Origin of the sequence: Sphingomonas sp. Ant H11, assembly GCF_000797515.1 — a bacterium.
GTDB lineage: Bacteria > Pseudomonadota > Alphaproteobacteria > Sphingomonadales > Sphingomonadaceae > Sphingomonas.
Genome location: NZ_JSBN01000001.1, coordinates 1 through 20,139, shown reverse-complemented (window position 1 = coordinate 20,139; position 20,139 = coordinate 1). Strand labels below are relative to the sequence as shown.

Genomic DNA, 20,139 nt, shown 5'->3' with positions numbered 1-20,139 from the left:
TCAGGCCGTTTTGGCCGGGCGGGACAGCGCCGCGACGATCTGCTGCTCCAGCCACTCCGCGTCGTGGGGGTGGGCGAAGCTGTGGCTGGCGGTCTCACAGACGTGGATCGACAGCGGCAGTTTGCTGGCGCGGGCGGCTTCGGCAAAGGCAAGCGCGGTGTTGTCGTGGCGCGCGAGGAGGATCGTGGTGCAACCACGCCATGCGGCAAGCGCGCCGAACAGCTCCATTGCGAGTGGGTTGGCAACCTTGGTTTGATTGCGAGCAATTTTCCTCAAGCCATTGAATAAGTATCGAAGATTTACGCCTCCGCGAGCCAGTCGGACCCACTCCCGCGGATTTTTGAGCTTGGTCGCATAGTGCGCGCGGATCGCCGCGGCAGGAGGAAGGGCGTCGTTCTGTTCGATCAGCCACGGATTGGCGAGGATCAGCGCATCGATCCCCGCTGACGCCCCGAATAGCGCGAGCGCGGTGGCCGCATCGCAATTGCCGAAGGCCACCAACCGTTCGACTCCGGTTGCCGCGCGGAAGGCGGTGGCGGCGCTGGCGATGTCGAGGCCCGAGGTGCGGAATCCGTTATTGTCGCCGGTCGAGTCGCCAATGCCGCGCCGGTCGAAGCGGAACACCGGCACCCCGCGCGCGGCGAGTCGCTGCGCGAGCAACGCCATGCCACGATGCGCGCCGATGCGGATTTCATTGCCACCCGATACAATGAGCAGCCCGGTCTCGCCCGTCGCGGTGTCGAGCGTGCCAACCAGCGTTTCGCCCGCGCATGCGAAGGCCGTTACCGTTCGCATGCGGCGATCCAGTCGGCGATGTCGTCGGCAAGCAACTGGGCGAGGGGCAAATCGTTACCTGGCTCCGCGCGTCGCCACAGCGGTGTGCCGGGAACATGGCGGTCGGCAGCCGCAGGATCGGTGTCGAGCCGGACCGTGCGTACTATGCCGCCGTCTTCGGATGTCCACGGAGTAGAGCGCGAAAGGTCGGTCAGCAGTGCGGTGGAGATCAGGTTGCCGGCGATTTCGACCGGAGGGGCCGGCTGGTCGTCGGGTGCTTTCGGGTCGAAATACCAGTCCGTCTCCGCCAGCTTGATATGCGGCTGCGACGCCTGCTTGATCCGCTTCAGGTCGCGCATCAGGCTGGGGCCGTTCTGCGGCGCGAAATGCCAGCGTCCGTCGAGCAAGGCCAGCTTGTCGAGCAGCGCACCACTGCGCAGTGCCACGCCATAACATCGACGATCGGCATTCCACGCGTCTTTGATCGCGCAATCGAATCCGTCGGCAATGTCGAGAATGCTGCAGCGTTCCAGCGGCAGCAGGCTCTCCCCCTGGCCGGGAAGATCGGGGAGCATCGCCGCCAACCCGCGCGCCGCCAATGCGCGGCAGATAGCGACCGCAAAGGCGCGCAGCCGATTGGCTTCCTCGAACAGCGGCAAGGCAATCGCGACGATTGGCCCGTTGTCAGGCCCGAAGCGCAGCATGGCCTCGCGGCCGCCGCTTGCCTGATACGAATCGATCAAGCGGCGCTCATCGCCTGGCTATCGCCGGATCTTGGCGGCGACGAACCGGACCAGTGCGCCGAAACTCTCCAGCATTTCGCCGTCGACTTCGTCATCCTCGATCAGGATCCCGAGCCGCTCCTCGATTTCGGTCAACAGCCCGGCGACCGCCATCGAATCCAGCTCGGGCATTGCGCCGAACAGGGGCGTGTCGGCGTTCAGCGTTGCCGTGCGAGCCTCGCTCAGGCCCAGCACGTCGCGCAAGGTTGCGCGGAGCGTGGCGTCGATACGATCATAGTCTTCAGAAATCACTGCGCGCCCCAATTTGTGGGTTATGGTGCGTTGCGATAGTGACTGGGGGGCAAGATGCCAAGTGTGCCCCGCCGCCAGCCTCTTCACAGCCCGGCGGTGGCGGCTATCAAGGGGCATGATCGCGCTCGACCCCTTCCCATATCCAATCGATACGTTGCCGTTGCGGGGCAGCGCGGGCGACCCAGCGCTTGTCGACCGACAGGGAACTCTGGATTTCGCCGGGCTGGAGCGGCTTGTCGGTCAAGTCGCGGCGTGGCTGGCGGGTCAGGGATATGCGCCGGGAGCGCGCGTGGCGAGCTGGTTGCCCAAGACGCGGTTTGCCTGCGTGCTGCCGATGGCGGCCCCGCGCGCGGGGCTGGTGCATGTGCCGATCAACCCGATGCTCAAGCGCGCGCAGGTCGCGCATATTCTGGCGGATAGCGGCGCGGTCGCGCTGGTGACCCAGGCGGGGCGGAGCGCGACACTGGAACAGGATGATATTTCAGAGAATTGCGAGGTTATTCTCGAAGAAAATGTAAGTCTCGATGCGGTACTATCGGCCAGCAACGCCGATCCGGACACACTGGCGGCGATCCTTTATACCTCGGGATCGACCGGGCGGCCGAAGGGCGTGATGCTTAGCCACGCCAATCTGTGGTTGGGCGCGATCAGCGTGGCGCAGTATCTGAAGCTGGCCCCTGCCGACCGCGTGCTCGGCGTGCTGCCGCTCAGTTTCGATTATGGACAGAATCAGCTCTTTTCGACCTGGGCGGCGGGTGCGAGCTACGTGCCGCTCGACTATCTGGTCGCCAAAGACGTCGTAAAGGCAGTCGATCGCTTTGCACCTACGACACTGGCAGGGGTTCCGCCTTTGTGGGTGCAATTGCTGGAGATTGAGTGGCCACAAAGCACGGCAAATAATTTAAAAACGTTTGACAAATTCTGGCGGCGCGTTGACCGCTCCGCTCGTCCACGGGTTGCGCGCGCGCTTTCCGCAGGCGGACCTGTATCCGATGTACGGGCTGACCGAGGCGTTTCGCTCGACCTATTTATCGCCCGAATTGGTGGACGTGCATCCCGATTCGATCGGGCGGGCGATCCCTTTTGCCGAGATCATGGTCGTGCGGCCTGATGGCAGCCCGGCAGCCGCGGGGGAGCCGGGCGAGCTCGTCCATGCCGGGCCACTCGTCGCGCAAGGGTATTGGCACGATGCCCAGCGGACCGCCGAGCGCTTCCGTCCCGCACCCGCATGGGGCGCAATCGGGCGGGCTGGCGGTCTGGTCGGGCGATACGGTGGTGCGCGATGAAGACGGCCTGCTTCGCTTCGTCGGACGCGAGGACGAGATGATCAAAAGCGCGGGCAACCGCATCAGCCCGACCGAAATCGAGGAAGCGGTGGTGGCGGGCGGCGAAACGGCGGAGGCGGTGGCGCTGGGCGTGCCGGATGCACGGCTTGGGCAGGCGATCGTCGTAGTCGCGCGTGGAGACGGCACGCACGAGGCCGCCTTGCGCGCGCGGCTGAGGCGCGATTTGCCGAGTTTCCAGCAGCCGACACGCTATGAATGGCGCGCCGAGCTGCCACGCAATGCGAATGGCAAACTCGACCGCGCGGCGCTGAAAGCGGAGATGACGTCATGAAGCCGATGGGCACGATTCCGCGGGATTTCCAGGTCAATCCGCTGCAGATTGGCGGACGGGATGCGGCGCATTGGGCTGCTGTCGCCGGAGACACGCCGCTGTTCGTGTACGACATGGCGGTGGTGCGGGACCGCATTGCGCGGTTTCGCGCGGCCTTTTCCTCGGTCGACCTGCATTATGCGATCAAGGCCAATCCCTTCGCCCCGCTGCTTGCCGCCATGGCACCGCTGGTCGATGGCCTCGATGTCGCCTCGGGAGGGGAGTTGGCGCTGGCGCTGGCGGTGAAGCCGGGCGCACGCATCAGCTTCGCAGGACCGGGCAAGCGTGATGACGAACTGGTATTCGCGATCCGCTCCGGCGTGACGATCAATCTCGAATCTGCGGGCGAAGCGGCGCGCGCGCTGGCGATTGGCGAACGGCACGGGCTTACGCCGCGACTCGCGATCCGGGTGAACCCGGAGCTCGAATTGCGGGGGTCGGGAATGCGGATGGGCGGGCGCGCCTCGCCTTTCGGTATCGACGCCGACCGCGCCGCCGCCGTGGCTAGGCACGTGATCGATGCCGGGGCGGACTGGCGGGGTTTCCACATCTTCGCCGGATCGCAGGCGCTCGATCCGCAGGCGATCATCGAAACGCAGGCCGAAACGCTGGCGCTGGCGGGTAGACTGGCCGACGCGGTGGGCGTGATGCCACCGCTGGTCAATCTCGGCGGCGGCTTTGGCATTCCCTATTTCCCGGGCGAAGTGCCGCTGGAGGTTGGGATCATCGGAAACGCCCTTGCCGAGGGGCTGGAAAACCGTGCGCCAGGCCTGAAAGACACCCGTTTTGCGATCGAACTGGGCCGCTGGCTGGTTGGCGAAGCGGGCGTGTATCTGACACGCGTTGTCGACCGTAAGGAGAGCCGAGGCGAGACGTTCCTCGTCACGGATGGCGGCATGAACCATCAATTGGCGGCCTCCGGCAATCTCGGGACGGTGGTAAAGCGCAATTATCCCGTCACCATCGCCACCGCCGTGCCAAATGCGCCGACCGAAACCGTCAGTGTCGTCGGCCCGCTATGCACCCCGCTTGACCGGTTGGCGGACCGCGTCACGCTGCCGGTCGCCGATGTCGGCGATCTGGTCGCAGTGTTCATGGCGGGCGCTTATGGACTGTCGGCCAGCCCGTTTGCGTTTCTTGGGCACACCCCGCCGCACGAGCTGCTGGTGGGCCAAAGCGAGCATTCCTAACGCAATTTTCACCTCTTTCGTCTCATAGCGGCACGATAGCCGTGAACCTGCCACCGCGACGTCAGACGTGACGTTATCGGCAGCACCTCGCGGCGGGAGGTTTGCATGGCGCGGTTTTACAGGTCTTTTCGAGGTTTGCTCGGTGTCGGCGTTGCTGCGTTGACGCTCGGCTCGTGTGCCAGCGGGGGGCGTCCCGAACTGCCCCAGGCGTCGTTCGTCGCCACGCAGGAGCAGCCGGGGGAAGAATATGTCATCGGCCCGCTCGACCAGCTCAGCATCTTCGTATGGCGCAACCCCGAACTGTCGGCAAAGGTCCAGGTGCGGCCCGATGGCCGGATCACTACGCCCCTGATCAGCGACATGCCGGCGGTCGGCAAGACGCCGCGGATGCTCGCCGACGATATGAAGATTGCGCTGGGCGAATATATCAAGGATCCGATCGTCTCGGTCATCGTCGAGAATTTCTCGGGTACGTTCAGCCAGCAAGTGCGCATCGTCGGCGCGACCGCGAAGCCCGCCTCGATCCCGTACCGCGCCAACATGACGCTGCTCGACGCGATGATCTCGGTCGGCGGTCTCAGCGAATATGCGGCGGGTAACCGCGCGAAGCTGGTCCGCTACAATCGCGAAACGGGCAAGCAGGTCGAATATAACATCAAGCTGTCGAGCTTGCTCAAGGATGGCGACAGTCGCGCCAATGTCCGGCTCGAGCGGGGGATGTGATCATCATCCCGCAGAGCATGTTCTGAGCACGGACGGATGAACGGCTTGCTCGATGAACTGCGGGTCGCGCTTCACGCGATCTGGATGCGCCGCTGGATCGCACTGGCGGTCGCGTGGGGCATTGCCGTGCTGGGTTGGGCGATGGTGGCGCAAATCCCGAACAGCTACGAATCTCGGGCGCGAGTGTCGGTGCAGATGAACACGATCCTGCCCAATGCCGTCGGCATTACCCCTGCCGACCAGCAGAAGGACATGGACACGATCCGCCAGACGCTGACCAGCGCAGTCAGTCTGGAGAAGGTCGTGCGCGGCACCGATCTGGCGAACACAGTGAAGACCGATCGCGACGTGGCCGACCGGGTCGCGGGCCTGTCCAAGGCGATCAAGATCACCGCACAGCAGGACAATCTGTTCGAGATCGTGGCGACCGGGGCCAGCCCCAAGGTTACCCGGCAAGTCGTGCAGAAGCTGATCGACCTGTTTGTCGAGCAGAACCTGTCGGGCGATCGCGATGAGACGAGTACGAGCCTGAAATTTCTCGATGCGCAGCTCGAGCAGCGCCAGAAGCAGCTCGCCGATGCCGACGCGAAGCGCGCCGATTTTCAAAATCACTATCTCGGCAGCTTGCCGGGTAGCGGGTCGCTCACCGACCGTATGGGGGCCGCACGGACAGCGATGGCGCAAGTCGAGAGCGATCTCGCCGCTGCGCAATCGAGTCTGGCGGCGGTGAACGGCCAGATGGCGGGCGTTCCCGCCAGCGTCGCGGGTGCCGCAAGCGCGGCGGGCGTGGGCCCGGCGCGGGCCCGCCTCAATGCGATCCAGGGCCAACTCGCGGATGCGCGCGCGCGGGGCTATACCGAGAATCACCCCGACGTGATCGCGTTGCGTAACCAATTGGCCGCAGCCCAGGCGGCCGCGCGCGGCGAACCGGTCGCGGCCGGTGCTGCTTCCGCTACCAACCCCGCCTATCTTTCTTTGCGCTCGATCCAGGCGGACAAGCAGGCGCAGGTGGCGGCCCTGCTCGCGCGCAAGGCGCAGCTTCAGGGGGATCTGGATGCGATCACCGCGAAGCTTGCGGGCGACCCCGGCGTGGCCGCGCAGCAATCCAAGATCGACAACGATTATCAGGTTCTGAAGGACGGCTACGCCAAGTTGCTGGCCGATCGCGAAGCGATCAAGCTGCGCGGGCAAGCGCAAAGCCAGACCGATTCGATCAAGTTCAGCGTCATCGATCCGCCAACGGCACCGCGTGTGCCGACTGCGCCGAACCGCCCCTTGTTGCTGACCGGCGTGTTGATCGTCGCGCTCGGTGGCGGCGTCGCTGTGGCGTTCGTGCTGGCGCAATTGAAGGCCACCTTTGCCACTGCCGCGCGGCTCGAAAAAGCAACCGGAATGCCGGTGCTCGGCTCGATCGGCGAAATGGTCACCGCCACACAGACCGCCGCTCGTCGCCGGATGCTGCTATATTATGGGGGCGGTGTTGGCGGGCTTGGCGTGGCCTATATCGCGCTGCTGGGCGTGGAAATGCTTCAGCGCGGGTTGGCGGCATGAGCGACCTGACCCCCCGCAAGACCCGCCCGTCGCTGTTGGAGCGGGCCGCTGCGACCTATGATTTCGGAACGGACGCACGCGCGCCCTATCCCTTGCGCGGGATCGATCCTCCATCGGCACCCATCGTCGCTGCGGAGCCGCTCTCCGATCTGCCTCCTGTGCAACCAAAGCCGATGCAAGCGGTCGCGGCACCGCGTCGCCTTGCTGGCGTTGCCGCGATCGACCGTGCTCTGCTGGCGGAACGCGGCTTGCTCGTGCCTGGGGCGGCAATCGGGGCTCTGGCGGAGGAGTTTCGCCTGGTGAAGCGGCAATTGCTGGCGACCGCGCGAACCGTGAGCAAAAGCGATGCCGAGCTTTCGCGCCTGATGCTGGTCAGTTCGGCCAGGCCGAATGACGGCAAAACCTATTGCGCGGTCAATCTCGCGCTTTCGCTGGCGGCGGAGCGCGATCTTGAAGTGCTGCTGATCGACGCGGACTTCGCCAAGCCCGACGTGATGGCGCAATTCGGCCTCGGCGAGCAGGCGGGTTTGCTGGATGCGCTTGCCGATCCGAGCATCGATGTCGAAGCCTGTGTCGTTCGGACGGACATCGCCCATCTGAGCTTGCTGCCCTGTGGTACGCGCACGCCTGCCGATACCGAACTCGTCGCCAGCGCGCGGACGGGTGAACTCATCACGCGGCTGCTCACTGCCGATCCCAAGCGCATCCTGATCTTCGATTCGCCCCCGGTTCTCGCCGCGTCGCCGGCCAGCGTGCTGGCGGCTCAGGTCGGCAGATCATGCTCGTCGTCCGCGCCGACCGCACCGGCGAGAGCGATCTGCGCGAAGCCATCACGCTGCTCGATTCATGCGAGCATATCCAGCTCGTGCTCAACGCCGTGTCGCTGGTGCCCGGCGGACGCCGCTTTGGCGACTATTATGGATATGGCCAACAGGAGGACGCCATATGACGCGCCCGATCTCATCTTTGTCGCCCGCGCTCGGCCTGGCGGCAATCGCCGCACTGGCGACCGCGCCCGCGCACGCTGACGAGCGCAAAAGCTCGATCACACCCTATATCGAAATCGGGCAAGTCGTCACCGCCGACCTCAAGAATGACGATGTGCTGACCTATTCGACGGTCGCCGCAGGGGTCGACGCTTCGGTGCAGACCAAGCGCACCCAGCTCCAGGTGAGCTATCGGTACGAGCGTCGTTTCTCTTACAGCAAGAAGGTTGGCGACGACGATGTGCATAGCGGGCTGGCGCGGGCGAGCGTGCGCGTCGCTCCGGGGGTGACGCTGGAAGGGGGCGCGATCGCCACACGAGTCCGCTCCGACATTCGCGGCGCGGCTCCCGGCAATCTGGCCGGGAATGTCGACAATATCAGCCAGGTCTATTCGGCCTATGTCGGCCCGACCGTCGCCAGCCATGTCGGCCCGGTCGGTGTAGCGGCAAGCTATCGCTTCGGTTTCACCAAGGCGGAAGCGCCAGGGGCGACCGGCGTTGCCCCGGGCAGCCCGAAGCTCGACGTGTTCGACACCTCGCAGAGCCATGTCTTTAACGCGAGCGCCGGCGTGAAGGCGGGGGCGGTGCTACCGGTCGGCGTCAACGTTTCAGCGGGCTACGAGCGCGATACGGCGGGGCAGCTCGACCAGAAATACGAAAGCAAGGTGGCGCGGGGCGATCTTGTCCTGCCCATTCTGCCGACGCTCGCTGTAACGGGCGGTGCAGGCTATGAAAAAATCACCGTCAGCCAGAAGGATCCGTTGAAGGACGCCAATGGGGTGCCGGTTACCGACAGCCGCGGCCGCTTCCAGACCGATCCCGCATCGCCGACGCGCATCGCCTATCAGACCGACGGGCTGATCTATGATGCTGGCGTCATCTGGCGGCCAAGCCCGCGCACCGCGCTGCAGGCGCGGGCAGGGCGGCGTTATGGCGGGATGACCTATACCGGTTCGTTCAGCTACGCCGCGTCCAAATCGATCGGCATCCAGATTGGCGTGTACGACAGCGTCGACACGTTCGGACGGCAATTGCGCGAGGGCATCTCGAACTTGCCGACCAGCTTCATCGATCAACGCGATGCCTTTGCGCAGCAATTCAGCGGTTGCACCTTTGGCACCAGCAGCGCGGCGGCGGGCGGGTGCCTGAATGGTGTGTTCCAGTCGATCTCGACCTCGGCGTATCGCGCGCGCGGTGTCGATGCGGTCATTGCTGCCAAGCGCGGCGCGCTCAGCTTCGGGATTGGCGGAGGTTATGCCCAGCGGCGCTTTTACGCCCCCAGCGGTACCGGCTTCAGCATCGACGGCGTGACCGACGACAGCTATTACGCGCAGGCCTATGTCAGTGCCCCGATCGATCGCAATTCGGGCGTGAGTGGCAACGTCTTTGCCAATTATTACGAAAGCGGCATTTCGGCTGCCCCCGGTGTCTTCAGTACGGGAGCCACCGCTCTGTATTACCATAACTTTGGCCGTATCGCGACGACCGCCTCGGCGGGCCTGTATTCCTTCACCCAAAAAGGTACGGAGGACCAGTTGTCGGCGCAGGGACAAGTTGGGGTGCGGTATCAATTCTGAAACGCATCGGCGGCTATGCCGATTGCGAGGACGACATTATGTACGACGATCATTATGGTTTGACCGGCCGCCCGTTTCAGTTGACGCCTGACCCGCGTTTCTGGTTCGATACGGCGACGCATCGCAAGGCGATGGCCTATCTGGGCTATGGTCTTGCGCAGGGCGAGGGTTTCATCGTCATCACGGGCGACGTCGGCGCGGGCAAGACCACGCTTGTCGGCCATTTGATGGATACGATCGATCCAACGCGGCTGCATGTCATCAAGATCGTTTCGACGCAGATCGAAGCCGATGATCTGTTGCGTATGGTTGCAACCGGGTTGGACGTCGACAGCGCGGGGCTGACCAAGGCACAATTGCTGGTGGCGATCGAACGCGGGCTGCATGCGACCGCACGCGCTGGACGACGCACGCTGCTGATCGTCGATGAAGCGCAGGCGCTGCCGGTGTCGAGTCTGGAAGAGTTGCGCATGCTCTCGAACTTCCAGACCGGCGGCCATGCGCTGCTGCAGATCTTCCTGCTCGGCCAACCCGAATTTCGCGAGCGGCTGCACGGGTCTGACCGGCTTGAGCAATTGCGCCAGCGCGTGATCGCGATGCATCACCTCGATCCGATGGAGCCCGAAGAGGTCGAGCCCTATATGCGGCATCGCCTGTCGGTGGTCGGTTGGCAGGAGCGCCCGCATTTCACGCCCGATGCATTCGCCGCGCTCTATAGCGGGTCCGATGGCGTACCGCGCCGCCTGAACCAATTGGCGGGGCGCGTGATGCTGTACGGCGCGATCGAGCGGATCGATACGATTGATGCGCGGGCCGTGGCCGCAGTGGTGGCAGATATCGCGGGCGACATGCCGGGCGTGAAGCCGATCGTCGTGCCGGAAGCCGCTGTGGCTGCGGCACCTGCGTTGAGCAGCCGATTTCTGAGGTGGCCGCGCCGGACGAACCCGTAGCGAGTTCGCCACCACCGCCTGCGCCGGAACCGGAGCCCGGCCCGCTGCCGATTTCGATTCTGCCCCCTACGGCACCGCCGCGCCCGATCCGTGCGCTGCACGAGGAAGCGGCGGCGGTTGTTGAAGCGCACCCGACGGTTGCCCCCCCGGAGCCTGAACCGAAGCCGGAGCCTGAACCTGAACCGATAGTGATGGCGGTAGAGGAACCCGTGCCTGCGCCAGACGCCGCTGCGGATGTCGCTACCCGTATCGCCGCGCTTGAGGCACGGGTTGATGAGCAGGATGTCGCGCTTCGCCGCGTTCTGAAGCTGCTCGTTGACTGGGCCGAGGGCGAGCACAGTGCCGCGCCGCCACTCCCCATCGCGCGGGATTGAACCGATGCGTCATGTCCTTTCGGTCGATGTTGAGGACTGGTTCCAGGTCGGCGCTTTTGAATCGGTAATCGACCGGGGCGATTGGGATTTGCTCCTGCCGCGCGTGGAGGCCAATACCGACGCCGTCCTGGCCCTGTTCGCCGAGAGTGGCGTTAAGGCGACCTTTTTCACGCTGGGCTGGGTCGCCGCGCGCTATCCTCGCCTCATCCGGCGGATCGTCGATGCAGGGCATGAACTGGCGAGCCACGGTTGGGCGCATGACCGCGTCTTCACGATGGAACCCGCAACCTTCCGCGCCGATCTCGCCCGCGCCCGGGCCACGCTGGAAGATGCGGGCGGCGTTGCCGTCACCGGCTATCGCGCGCCGAGTTTCTCCATCGATCTGCGTACACCGTGGGCGCACCGGATTCTGGCGGAGGAGGCCTATGCTTATTCCTCCAGCGTGGCACCGCTGCGGCACGATCATTATGGCTGGCCGGAAGCGCCGCGCTATGCTTTTCGTCCGCTCGCCGATGCGGATCTGGTCGAAGTGCCGGTGACCGTCGCCCAATTCGGCGCGCGGCGGATGGCGACCGGCGGTGGCTTTTTCCGCCTGCTGCCGGCAGCGCTCACCGATTATGCAGTGCGCCAGGTATCGGCGGACGGGCAGCCGGCGATCTTCTACTTTCACCCGTGGGAAATCGACCCCGGCCAGCCGCGCGTCGCCAATGCTCCCCTAAAGTCAAAACTGCGCCATTACAGCCGCCTTGGCGCGATGGCGGGAAAGATGCGCGGGCTGATCGGTCGGCACGACTGGGGGCGGATGGATGCCATCGTGCGCGATTTGCCCCCGGTGCAAACGCTTGGGGTCGCGGCATGACGATCCAGCCTCTGTCCCCCTTGCTCGCGCTACGATCCATCGATTTGCGCGATGTCGGCGATCGTCAGCGGGTGGAAAGTTACGTGCGTGGCCACAAGCAGGGGACGCCCTTTCACCTGCCAGCCTGGAGCATGGCGGTCGCGCAGGGGTGCAGCCAGATCAGCCATACCCTGATCGCCGAGCGCGGCGACGGGACGATCGTCGGCGTGCTGCCGTTGACCGAGGTGCGCTCGCGGTTGTTCGGCAAGGCGCTGGTCTCGAATGGCTTCGCGGTTGGCGGCGGTATTCTGGCGGATGGCCCGGCGGCGGTCGCGTCGTTGGCCGATGCCGGATGGGCGCTCGCGCAGCGATTGGGGTGTCCGACGCTGGAGCTCCGCGGCGGTGCGATGCCCGAGGGGGCATGGGATTTCGACGATCACAGCTATCTCGGTTTCGTGCGACCGCTGGCGGAGAGCGACGCGGCCGAACTCGCCGCCATTCCGCGCAAGCAACGCGCCGAGGTGCGCAAGGCGCTTGAGAACGACCTTGACGTCGCGGTCGGGCGCGAGGCGGGCGACCTGCGCGCGCACTACGCGGTCTATGCGGAATCGGTCCGCAATCTGGGAACGCCGGTTTTCCCGGCGCGGCTGTTCCGCTCAGTGCTGGACCAGTTCGGAGATGCCGCCGACATCGTTACAATCCGATCCGAAGGGCGCGCGGTGGCAAGCGTCCTCAGCCTCTATTTCAATGGAACGGTCTATCCCTATTGGGGCGGTGGCACCCACGCGGCGCGGGGTTTGCGCGCGAACGACCGAATGTATTTCGCGCTTATGGCCCATGCCCGCGCGCGCGGGTGCACGCATTTCGACTTTGGGCGCTCCAAGGTCGGGACCGGCCCGGCCGCGTATAAAAAGAACTGGGGTTTCGACGGCGTCCCATTGCTGTATGGTAAACGCGCGGTGACCGGGGAGCCATCGCGCGACATCAATCCTTTGAACCCACGCTACGCCCAAAAGGTCGCGATGTGGAAAAAGCTGCCATTGGTGGTCGCTAACCTGCTTGGACCGCACATCTCCAAAGGCCTTGGTTAATGGGTGACATTCTCTTCCTCGGGCATCGCGTGCCGTATCCGCCCGACCGGGGGGACAAGATCCGTGGCTTTCACATCCTGAAGCATCTGGCGGCGCGCAAGCGCGTGCATTTGATCGCCTTTGCCGACGACACGCGGGACATGAAGCGCAAGAGCGGCCTGTCGAAGCTGACGGGCAATCGCTCGATCATCTGGCGCTCGAAATCGCGGCTAACGTCCGCATTCCAGGCGTTGTTGGCGCGCAAGCCGGTTTCGCTGACCGCGTTTGACAACGCCTCGTTGCGCACCGCGGTCGACAATCTGCTGTCGCGGCATTCGATTGACACGATCTACGTTTTTTCGAGCCAAATGGCGCAGTATCTTCCAGCACGGCCGCGGCAGAAGGTGGTCATGGATTTTGTCGACATGGATTCGGCGAAGTTCGGTGCCTATGCCAAGGGTTCGGGCGGGATCACGCGCTGGTTCATGAAGCGCGAAGCGCGGCTGCTATTCCAGCATGAGCGTGCGGTCGCGCAGCGTGCGGATGCCAGTCTGTTCGTCAGCGAGGCCGAAGCGCAACTGTTCCGCGAGCGGACGGGAGCCGAGCGCGTCCATGTCGTGGAGAACGGCATCGACACCGAATTTTTCGATCCGACCGCGCAGTTCAAGCGGATCGACACGACCGATGCACTGATCGTGTTTACCGGGCAAATGGACTATCGCCCCAACATCGAAGCCGTCACCTGGTTTGTCGAGACGATCCTGCCGCACATTCGCGTGCGGTTTCCGCATGCCCGCTTTGCCATTGTCGGGCGCGCACCGACCGATGCGGTCAAGGCGTTGGCCAAGCAGCCGGGGGTGATCGTGACCGGGGAAGTGGCCGACGTGCGCGGTTGGATCGCCGCCGCCTCGGTCGTCGTCGCGCCGCTGAAGCTCGCGCGCGGCATCCAGAACAAAGTGCTGGAAGCGATGGCGATGGCACGTCCGGTCGTCGCCTCCAGAGCGGCAGCGGAAGGGATCGACCATGCCGGAACGATCCACATTGGCGAAACCGTCGGCGAGATTGCCGAGGAAGTCATCGCCATCTTGAACGATCCTGTGCGGGGTGCGGAGATCGGTCGCGACGCGCGGGCGCAGGTGCAGGCGCGCTATAGCTGGGAAGCGCGGCTCGCGCCGCTGGATGCGATCCTCGGGATCCGCGTGAAAGCGCCCCCACGCCGCAGCGCGGCCTGAACGCATGACGATGCCCCTTCGGATGCGCGTCCATCCTGGAGTGTTGGCCGTTGATGGTCATGCGGGGCCGGGGTCGGGGCAGGCTTGGCGACGTCAGACGGCGGCGCTCGGCGTCGTCAGTGTCGCGATCCTCTTACTGTTCGCCACCGATGTGCGCGCGCTCGCGACGCTGTGGTGGACCAGCACGACCTTTGGGCATTGCCTGTTCATTGCGCCCGTGGTGGCATGGCTTGTTTGGCAGCGCCGCGCCGGGCTGGCCGAGATCACACCCATCGCCTGGGCACCGGGCTTGGCGCTGGTCGCGCTGGGCGGCGTTGGGTGGCTGCTGGGCGATGCCGGCGGCGTGGCGCTTGCTCGGCATCTTGGCATTGTGCTGATGCTGCAGGGGGCAGTGGTGACTCTGCTCGGGCCCAATGTCGCGCGCGCGCTGCTGTTTCCGCTGGCTTATGCGCTGTTCCTGGTGCCGTTTGGCGAAGGGCTGGAGGGGCCGCTTCAAACCGCGACGGTCGCCATCACGATGCCGTTGCTGCATCTGTTCGGCGTGCCGGCACACGTCGATGGGGTGCTGATCACCATCCCCAATGGCTATTTCGAAGTGGCCGAGGCGTGCTCGGGCGCGAAGTTTGTGATTGCGATGATCGCGTATGGCGTCCTCGTCGCCAATGTCTGTTTCGTGTCCTGGCGCAGGCGCGCGGTGTTCCTGGTGGTGGCGCTGGTGGTGCCCGTGCTGGCCAACGGCGTACGCGCCTTCGGTACAATCTATGCGGCCTATCTCACCTCGGTCGAGCGCGCGACCGGGTTTGATCATATCGTCTATGGCTGGTTGTTCTTCGCGGTGGTGATGGCAGCGGTGTTGGCGCTCGGCTGGCGCTGGTTCGACCGTGCGCCCGATGCGCCGCTGTTCGATCCGGCAACGCTGCAAACGGTGCCGCGCTATCGGCTCGATGCGCCGTTGGCGGCGGTGCTGGTGCTGGCGCTTGCCGCGCTGTTCCCAGCCTGGTCGGCGGCGATTGCCGGGCGCGCGCAGACGCTGCCCGAGCGGATTGCGCTGCCGGACGTGGCGGGCTGGCATCGCGTCGAGCTTTCTACCCGTTCGCCTTGGTCACCCAATTATCCTGGCGCAGACCATTTTCTGCTCGGTCGCTACGGCAATGCGAAGGGCGATCAGGTCGATCTGGCCGTCGCCGTTTATGGTAGCCAGCATGAAGGCAAGGAGTTGGTGGCGTTCGGCGTCGGGGCATTGCGGGAAGATGATGTGTGGCTGCGCGTTGCCGATCTTCCCGATCTGGCGGGCGGATCGGCGATGCGCATCACTGCGCCTGGGCCGGTCGAGCGGCAAGTGGTGACCTGGTATCGCGTCGGGGACACGCTGACCTACAAGGGGCCAGTCGTGAAGCTGGAAACGCTGAAGGCCAAGCTGCTTGGCGGCCCGCAGCGCGCGGTCGCAGTGCATGTCTCGGCCGAGGCGGTCCCCGGCCATGATCCGCGCGCGCGATGGCGGCGTTCGTCGCGGCGCTGGGGCCGATCGAACGGCTGGCCGATCGCAGTGCGGGAATGACCAACTGATGTGCGGGATTGCCGGTCTCTATTATCCCGCGACGCCAAAGCCCGTTGATCCCGCGCGGATTGCCGCGATGGCGGATGCACAAGCGCATCGTGGGCCGGATGGATCGGGCGTGTGGACCGCGCCTGGGGTGGGGCTGGGGCACCGAAGGTTGTCGATCATCGACGTTGCCGGATCGCCGCAGCCGATGGCGAGCGCCGACGGTACGCTGACCGTAACCTATAATGGCGAGATCTATAACTTCGCCGCCCTGCGCGCGGAGCTGCAGGGGCGGGGTGCGGTGTTCACGACTGCGGGCGATACCGAGGTGCTGCTGCACGGCTGGGCGGCGTGGGGCCCGGCGTTGCTCGACCGGCTGAATGGGATGTTCGCCTTCGCGCTGCACGATGCGCGGCGGCAATGTCTGTTTCTCGCGCGCGACCGCCTGGGCGTGAAACCGCTCCATTATGTCGAGCTGTCCGATGGCGCGGTGGCTTTCGCCTCGGAGTTGAAGGGGCTGCTCGCGCATCCGCTGCTGCGGCGCTCGCCCGATATTCGCGCGGTCGAGGATTATATGGCGTTTGGCTATGTGCCCGACGACACCTGTCTCGTTGCGGGGGTGAAGAAGCTGCCCGCCGGTCACAGCCTGCTGATCGAGCGCGGCAAGCCAGTGCCGGCGCCGTCGCGCTGGTGGGACGTCGATTTTTCGCGCCGCGCGACGGGGTCCGCCAAGGCGCTGGAGGAGGAGTTGGTCGCGCTGCTGCGCGATGCGGTGACCTCGCGGATGGTGTCGGATGTGCCGCTGGGCGCGTTCCTGTCGGGCGGGGTCGATAGCTCGGCGGTGGTCGCGTTGATGGCGGAGGCGTCGCGCGGCGCGGTGCGCACTTGCACGATCGGGTTTGACCAGAACAGCCTCGACGAGCGCCGCTATGCCGATGTGATCGCCGAGCGTTTTGCCACGCGGCATCGCGAGCGCGTGGTCGCAGCGGACGATTTCTCGCTGATCGATACGCTGGTCCATGCCTTTGACGAGCCCTTTGCTGATGCGTCGGCGCTGGCGACGTACCGGGTGTGCGAGCTGGCGCGCGAGGATGTGACGGTGGCGCTGTCCGGCGATGGGGCGGACGAGGCCTTTGCCGGATACCGCCGCTACAAGTTCCAGGCAGCGGAGGAGCGCGTGCGTGCGATGGTGCCGGCGTCGATCCGCTCGAATCTGTTCGGCACGCTGGGCCGCTGGTATCCCAAGGCGGATTGGGCACCGCGCCCGCTCCGCGCCAAGACGACGCTGCTTGCGCTCGCCGAGGATGGCGCGGAGGGCTATGCCCGTTCGGTCGGGGTGACCACGCCAGCCTTGCGGGCGGCGCTGTTCACCGAGCACGCCCGCGCCGCGCTCGGCGGGCATCGCGCCGAGGATCGTTATGTCCGCTCGATGCGCGACGCACCGGCACGCGATGCGCTCGATCGCGCGCAATATGCCGATTTCCAGCATTGGTTGCCCGGCGACATCCTGACCAAGGCCGACCGCACCAGCATGGCGGTGGGGCTGGAGGCGCGCGAGCCGCTGCTCGATTACCGCCTGGTCGAGTTCGCCGCCAGGCTACCCGCCGACATGCGGTTGCGCGGCGGGCAGGGGAAGTGGCTGCTCAAAAAAGCGATGGAGCGCTATCTGCCGCGCGATATTCTGTATCGCCCGAAAATGGGCTTCGTCACGCCGATCAGCGCCTGGTTTCGCGGGGCCTTGGCCGACGAGGCGGCGGCGCTGGCGTCATCGCGTGTGCTGGTGGGCTCGGGCTGGTTCGATCCCGGCGTGATCGCGAGGCTGGCGGCTGACCATCGTGCCGGGAAAGCAGAGCATGGCCGCACGCTCTGGCAATTGGTGATGTTGGACCGCGCGATGGCGCGGCTGTTTTAGGCAACTTCCACCCGTTCGTTTCGAGCGTCGTCGAGAAACCGGCCATAGCGATCGTTTCTGCTTCTCGACTTCGCTCGAAGCGAACGGAGGAGGGTAGATATTTTCTCTGCCCCGGCCATAGGGTCAGAACACCGCCATCGCCGCGTGGAGTGTCAACGCGATCAGCGCCAAGGACGCACCGAGGAAGAGCAGGAAGCGCACCGAGACCTTGTTGACGGTTGCCTGCCACACGCTGTGGGTAATGCGCAGCGCCACATAGGCCCAGGCGATCCACGCATTGACCCCGTTGCCGGTACCCGTCAGCGCAATCACCCCGCAGACGGCGTAAAACAGCGTCGGCTGCTCCATCAGATGGTTGTGGTTGTGTGCGACCCACTGGATCTTGGGTGGCAGGCGACCGTCGGCGTCGGCCGCCTTTGTGCCGACAAGTTTGGTGATGTCGACCCCTGATGCCCGCATCGCTGGCAAACGCGTCGACAGCATCCATACCAGCATCACCAGCGTCCACGCGATGAGCACGACCACCGGCTTCAGGATCTCGCTATGCATCGGTCATCTCCCCCTATTTTCTGGGAGCGTGCCCGAAAGAGTCCGGTCTCGCAATGATAGCGATGCGGAGCGCCCTTAAAGTCGGGGCAGCGCCGCGCTCCAGCGCGAGAACAGTTCGGGCCACTCGAGCCCCGGCGATCCTGCGGCCAGATGCAGCGCACCGAAGCCATGTCCGCCATGCTGGAACAGATGGGCCTCCACGGGGACCCGTTCGACCCGGGCGCGGTCGAGCATCAGCAGCGATTGCGCGATCGGGACGACACCGTCATCCATCGCATGGGCGAGGAACAGCGGTGGTGCGCTGGAATCAAGGCGGTGCGCCGGATCGTAGCGATCGAGCATAGCGGCAGATGGCTTGGGCCCGATCAAATCGTTTACCGGGTCTGCCGGATTGAAACCGGCGGTCTGGAACGAGGTCACGGCATACACCAGTCCGGCGAAATCCGGCCGGGCCGACAAGCGGTCGGCGTGGTCGACGGGCGTATAGACCGGGTCGGCATGGCCGACCGCGAGCATTCCGGCGAGGTGCCCCCCGGCGGAGAAGCCGATCGTGCCAAGCCGCGCCGGGTCGATGCCATAGCGTGTCGCATTGGCGCGGATCAGGCGCATGGCGCGCTGCGCATCCTGCAGCGGCACATCCTCACGCTTCGCCCAACCTTCTCCGGGCAAGCGATACGCGAGCACGAACACGGTAATGCCGCGCGCATTCAGCACGCGCGCAACGTCGATGCCCTCATTGCTGACCGATACGAAGCCATAGCCGCCGCCGGGGATCGACAGCACCGCGCGCCCGTCCGGCCGCTCCGGGCGGAACACGCCGACCGTGGGCACAGCAACGCCGCGCAGCCACAATTCCTTGCCCTGATAACCATCAAAGCTCGGGGCCGGGACGGGCAGGGTTGCGGGAGAGCCCGGCGCTTTGCCGGGCCACAGCGGAAAGACCTCCGCCGGTGGCCATGACGGGGCGACCGCGGGTTCCGCTGATTGCGCAAGGGCGACGGTGGGCATCCCCAGCGTCGCCCCAATTGCACCTGCCAATACCAACCGTCTGTCCAACATCGCCGCTCTCCTATGGATTCGCGGTGAGGTTAGCGGCTTTTAGTCGAAGCTGGCACCCCAGCGACGCTTGGTGCGGGTCTTCCACAGGCCGCGATGATAGGCGTCCGACGCCAGCAGCGGCATGACCGAACCGGCTTCGGCGAACACCATCTGTTCGATGCCGGTGTTGACCTTGCCCCACGAGGCCGCTTCCTGCAGCGTCGAGGACGAGCAAGCACCGTCGCGCACGTCGGCGACGGTGATCTGCACCGCATACTTATGCACCTGAACATCGTCATGGCCGAGGATTTCGGCGCAAACGACGGTGTCCTGTATGAAGTTCTTCGGCACGCCGCCGCCGATCATCAGCAAGCCGGTGGTGCCAGCCTTGATCTTGATGTCGGTCAATTCGCGGAAATCGGCGATCGCGTCGAGCACCATGTACGGCTTGCCCTCCTTCGCGCGGTCGACCTGGTGCTTGACCAGACCGAAGCCCGCCGACGAATCGACGAAGGCCGGGCAGAAGATCGGCACGTCATGCTCATAAGCGAGCTTGACCAGGCTGTTTTCCTTCTTGCCGTTCGCGACGAGATACTTGCCCATCTCGCGGATGAACTCGCGGCTCGAATAGGGGCGCGCTTCGAGCGAGTTCGCGATCTCGTAGATCGTGTGGTCGCAATCCTGGAGCTGCTCTTCGTCGATATACGTGTCGTAGATGCGGTCGATCAGCAGCGAGCGCAGCGTGTCGTCATCCGGCACTTCGAGCGCCTGATAATGCTTGTGGCCAAGGCCCTCGAAGAAATCCATGTCGACGATCGATGCGCCGGTGGCGACGACGCCGTCGATCATGTTGTTGCGCAGCAGTTCGGCATAGAGATCCATGCAGCCGCCCGCCGAAGTCGACCCGGCGATCACGAGGAAGATCGAGCAATCGGGATCGGCGAGCATCTGGTTGTAGATGTCGGTCGCGCGGCCGAGGTCGCGGCTGGTGAAGCTCATCTTCTTCATCGCGTCGACGATCGGGCGCGCGTCGAACTTGGTGATGTCGATATGCTCGACGGTGGTCGAGAGCAGCTCGGCCTTGCGGTTGGTGTTCACGATGTCGTTCATCATAGTCTCCAAATTCCCCTCCCGCTTGCGGGA

The 20,139-nt window shown here is 65.1% G+C and carries 16 protein-coding genes and 4 pseudogenes; 14 read left to right on the top strand and 6 right to left on the bottom strand.

All coding sequences use genetic code 11. The annotated features are described in order from the left end of the window. Genes NW75_RS00090 through NW75_RS00080 form a run of 3 tightly spaced genes read right to left on the bottom strand, consistent with a single transcriptional unit; the run spans position 1 to position 1,808 of the window. On the bottom strand, positions 1-795 hold the full coding sequence (locus tag NW75_RS00090; protein WP_033962929.1) for a hydrolase 1, exosortase A system-associated: 795 nt from the start codon (positions 793-795) through the stop codon (positions 1-3). After that, entirely contained in the window at positions 783-1,478 is a 696-nt protein-coding gene (locus NW75_RS00085) for a hypothetical protein (RefSeq protein WP_171010449.1), read from the bottom strand. The genes NW75_RS00090 and NW75_RS00085 overlap by 13 nt, the downstream gene beginning before the upstream one ends. A 57-nt stretch (positions 1,479-1,535) precedes the next feature. Continuing rightward, entirely contained in the window at positions 1,536-1,808 is a 273-nt protein-coding gene (locus NW75_RS00080) for an acyl carrier protein (RefSeq protein ID WP_033962926.1), read from the bottom strand. A gap of 22 nt (positions 1,809-1,830) precedes the next feature. Here NW75_RS00080 and NW75_RS25515 point away from each other — a divergent pair. The 14 genes and pseudogenes from NW75_RS25515 to NW75_RS00020 form a co-directional block, all read left to right on the top strand. Beyond that, a pseudogene (locus tag NW75_RS25515) lies at positions 1,831-2,932 on the top strand (AMP-binding protein); the annotation flags it as partial. 28 nt (positions 2,933-2,960) lie between these two features. Next, a complete protein-coding gene (locus NW75_RS27580) occupies positions 2,961-3,425 on the top strand; it encodes an AMP-binding enzyme (RefSeq protein WP_331385948.1) in 465 nt (154 codons plus the stop codon). Next, positions 3,422-4,654, top strand: coding sequence for a pyridoxal-dependent decarboxylase, exosortase A system-associated (locus NW75_RS00070; RefSeq protein ID WP_033962923.1), 1,233 nt, complete (start codon positions 3,422-3,424; stop codon positions 4,652-4,654). The genes NW75_RS27580 and NW75_RS00070 overlap by 4 nt, the downstream gene beginning before the upstream one ends. Positions 4,655-4,759: 105 nt before the next feature. Continuing rightward, positions 4,760-5,403: pseudogene (locus NW75_RS00065) on the top strand (XrtA/PEP-CTERM system exopolysaccharide export protein). A gap of 10 nt (positions 5,404-5,413) precedes the next feature. Further along, the gene (locus NW75_RS00060; RefSeq protein ID WP_033962920.1) at positions 5,414-6,928 is read left to right on the top strand and encodes an XrtA system polysaccharide chain length determinant; all 1,515 of its coding nucleotides are present in this window, start codon (positions 5,414-5,416) and stop codon (positions 6,926-6,928) included. Continuing rightward, positions 6,925-7,877, top strand: a pseudogene (locus NW75_RS00055) (AAA family ATPase). The gene NW75_RS00060 and the pseudogene NW75_RS00055 overlap by 4 nt, the downstream one beginning before the upstream one ends. After that, positions 7,874-9,490: a hypothetical protein gene (locus NW75_RS00050; protein WP_033962917.1), complete on the top strand. Its 1,617-nt coding sequence runs from the start codon at positions 7,874-7,876 to the stop codon at positions 9,488-9,490. Before NW75_RS00055 ends, NW75_RS00050 begins: the two are co-directional and overlap by 4 nt. A gap of 38 nt (positions 9,491-9,528) precedes the next feature. Next, positions 9,529-10,440 carry an XrtA/PEP-CTERM system-associated ATPase gene (locus NW75_RS00045; RefSeq protein ID WP_231564781.1) on the top strand — a complete coding sequence of 304 codons (912 nt, stop codon included), beginning with the start codon at positions 9,529-9,531 and terminating at the stop codon, positions 10,438-10,440. 209 nt (positions 10,441-10,649) lie between these two features. Then, the gene (locus tag NW75_RS25500) at positions 10,650-10,814 is read left to right on the top strand and encodes a hypothetical protein (protein ID WP_231564779.1); all 165 of its coding nucleotides are present in this window, start codon (positions 10,650-10,652) and stop codon (positions 10,812-10,814) included. A gap of 4 nt (positions 10,815-10,818) precedes the next feature. Next, positions 10,819-11,673: an XrtA system polysaccharide deacetylase gene (locus tag NW75_RS00040; protein ID WP_033962915.1), complete on the top strand. Its 855-nt coding sequence runs from the start codon at positions 10,819-10,821 to the stop codon at positions 11,671-11,673. Next, positions 11,670-12,743: a FemAB family XrtA/PEP-CTERM system-associated protein gene (locus tag NW75_RS00035; protein ID WP_033962913.1), complete on the top strand. Its 1,074-nt coding sequence runs from the start codon at positions 11,670-11,672 to the stop codon at positions 12,741-12,743. Before NW75_RS00040 ends, NW75_RS00035 begins: the two co-directional genes overlap by 4 nt. Continuing rightward, positions 12,743-13,954, top strand: coding sequence for a TIGR03087 family PEP-CTERM/XrtA system glycosyltransferase (locus NW75_RS00030; RefSeq protein WP_033962911.1), 1,212 nt, complete (start codon positions 12,743-12,745; stop codon positions 13,952-13,954). The genes NW75_RS00035 and NW75_RS00030 overlap by 1 nt, the downstream gene beginning before the upstream one ends. Positions 13,955-13,958: 4 nt before the next feature. Continuing rightward, positions 13,959-15,520 (top strand): annotated as a pseudogene (xrtA, locus tag NW75_RS00025) (exosortase A). Continuing rightward, complete coding sequence (locus NW75_RS00020) at positions 15,520-17,409, top strand: XrtA/PEP-CTERM system amidotransferase (RefSeq protein WP_033962907.1); 1,890 nt, start codon at positions 15,520-15,522, stop codon at positions 17,407-17,409. The pseudogene xrtA and the gene NW75_RS00020 overlap by 1 nt, the downstream one beginning before the upstream one ends. Before the next feature lie 123 nt (positions 17,410-17,532). Here the strand turns inward: NW75_RS00020 and NW75_RS00015 are convergent, their stop codons facing one another. The 3 genes from NW75_RS00015 to NW75_RS00005 all read right to left on the bottom strand — a co-directional run bounded on the left by NW75_RS00015 (position 17,533) and on the right by NW75_RS00005 (position 20,106). Further along, entirely contained in the window at positions 17,533-17,958 is a 426-nt protein-coding gene (locus NW75_RS00015) for an MAPEG family protein (RefSeq protein ID WP_033962906.1), read from the bottom strand. Positions 17,959-18,033: 75 nt separating this feature from the next. Beyond that, positions 18,034-19,017, bottom strand: coding sequence for an alpha/beta hydrolase (locus NW75_RS00010; protein WP_033962903.1), 984 nt, complete (start codon positions 19,015-19,017; stop codon positions 18,034-18,036). A gap of 39 nt (positions 19,018-19,056) precedes the next feature. Beyond that, positions 19,057-20,106: a 1,9-bis(guanidino)-5-aza-nonane synthase gene (locus NW75_RS00005; RefSeq protein WP_033962969.1), complete on the bottom strand. Its 1,050-nt coding sequence runs from the start codon at positions 20,104-20,106 to the stop codon at positions 19,057-19,059. Between the last annotated feature and the right edge of the window lie 33 nt (positions 20,107-20,139).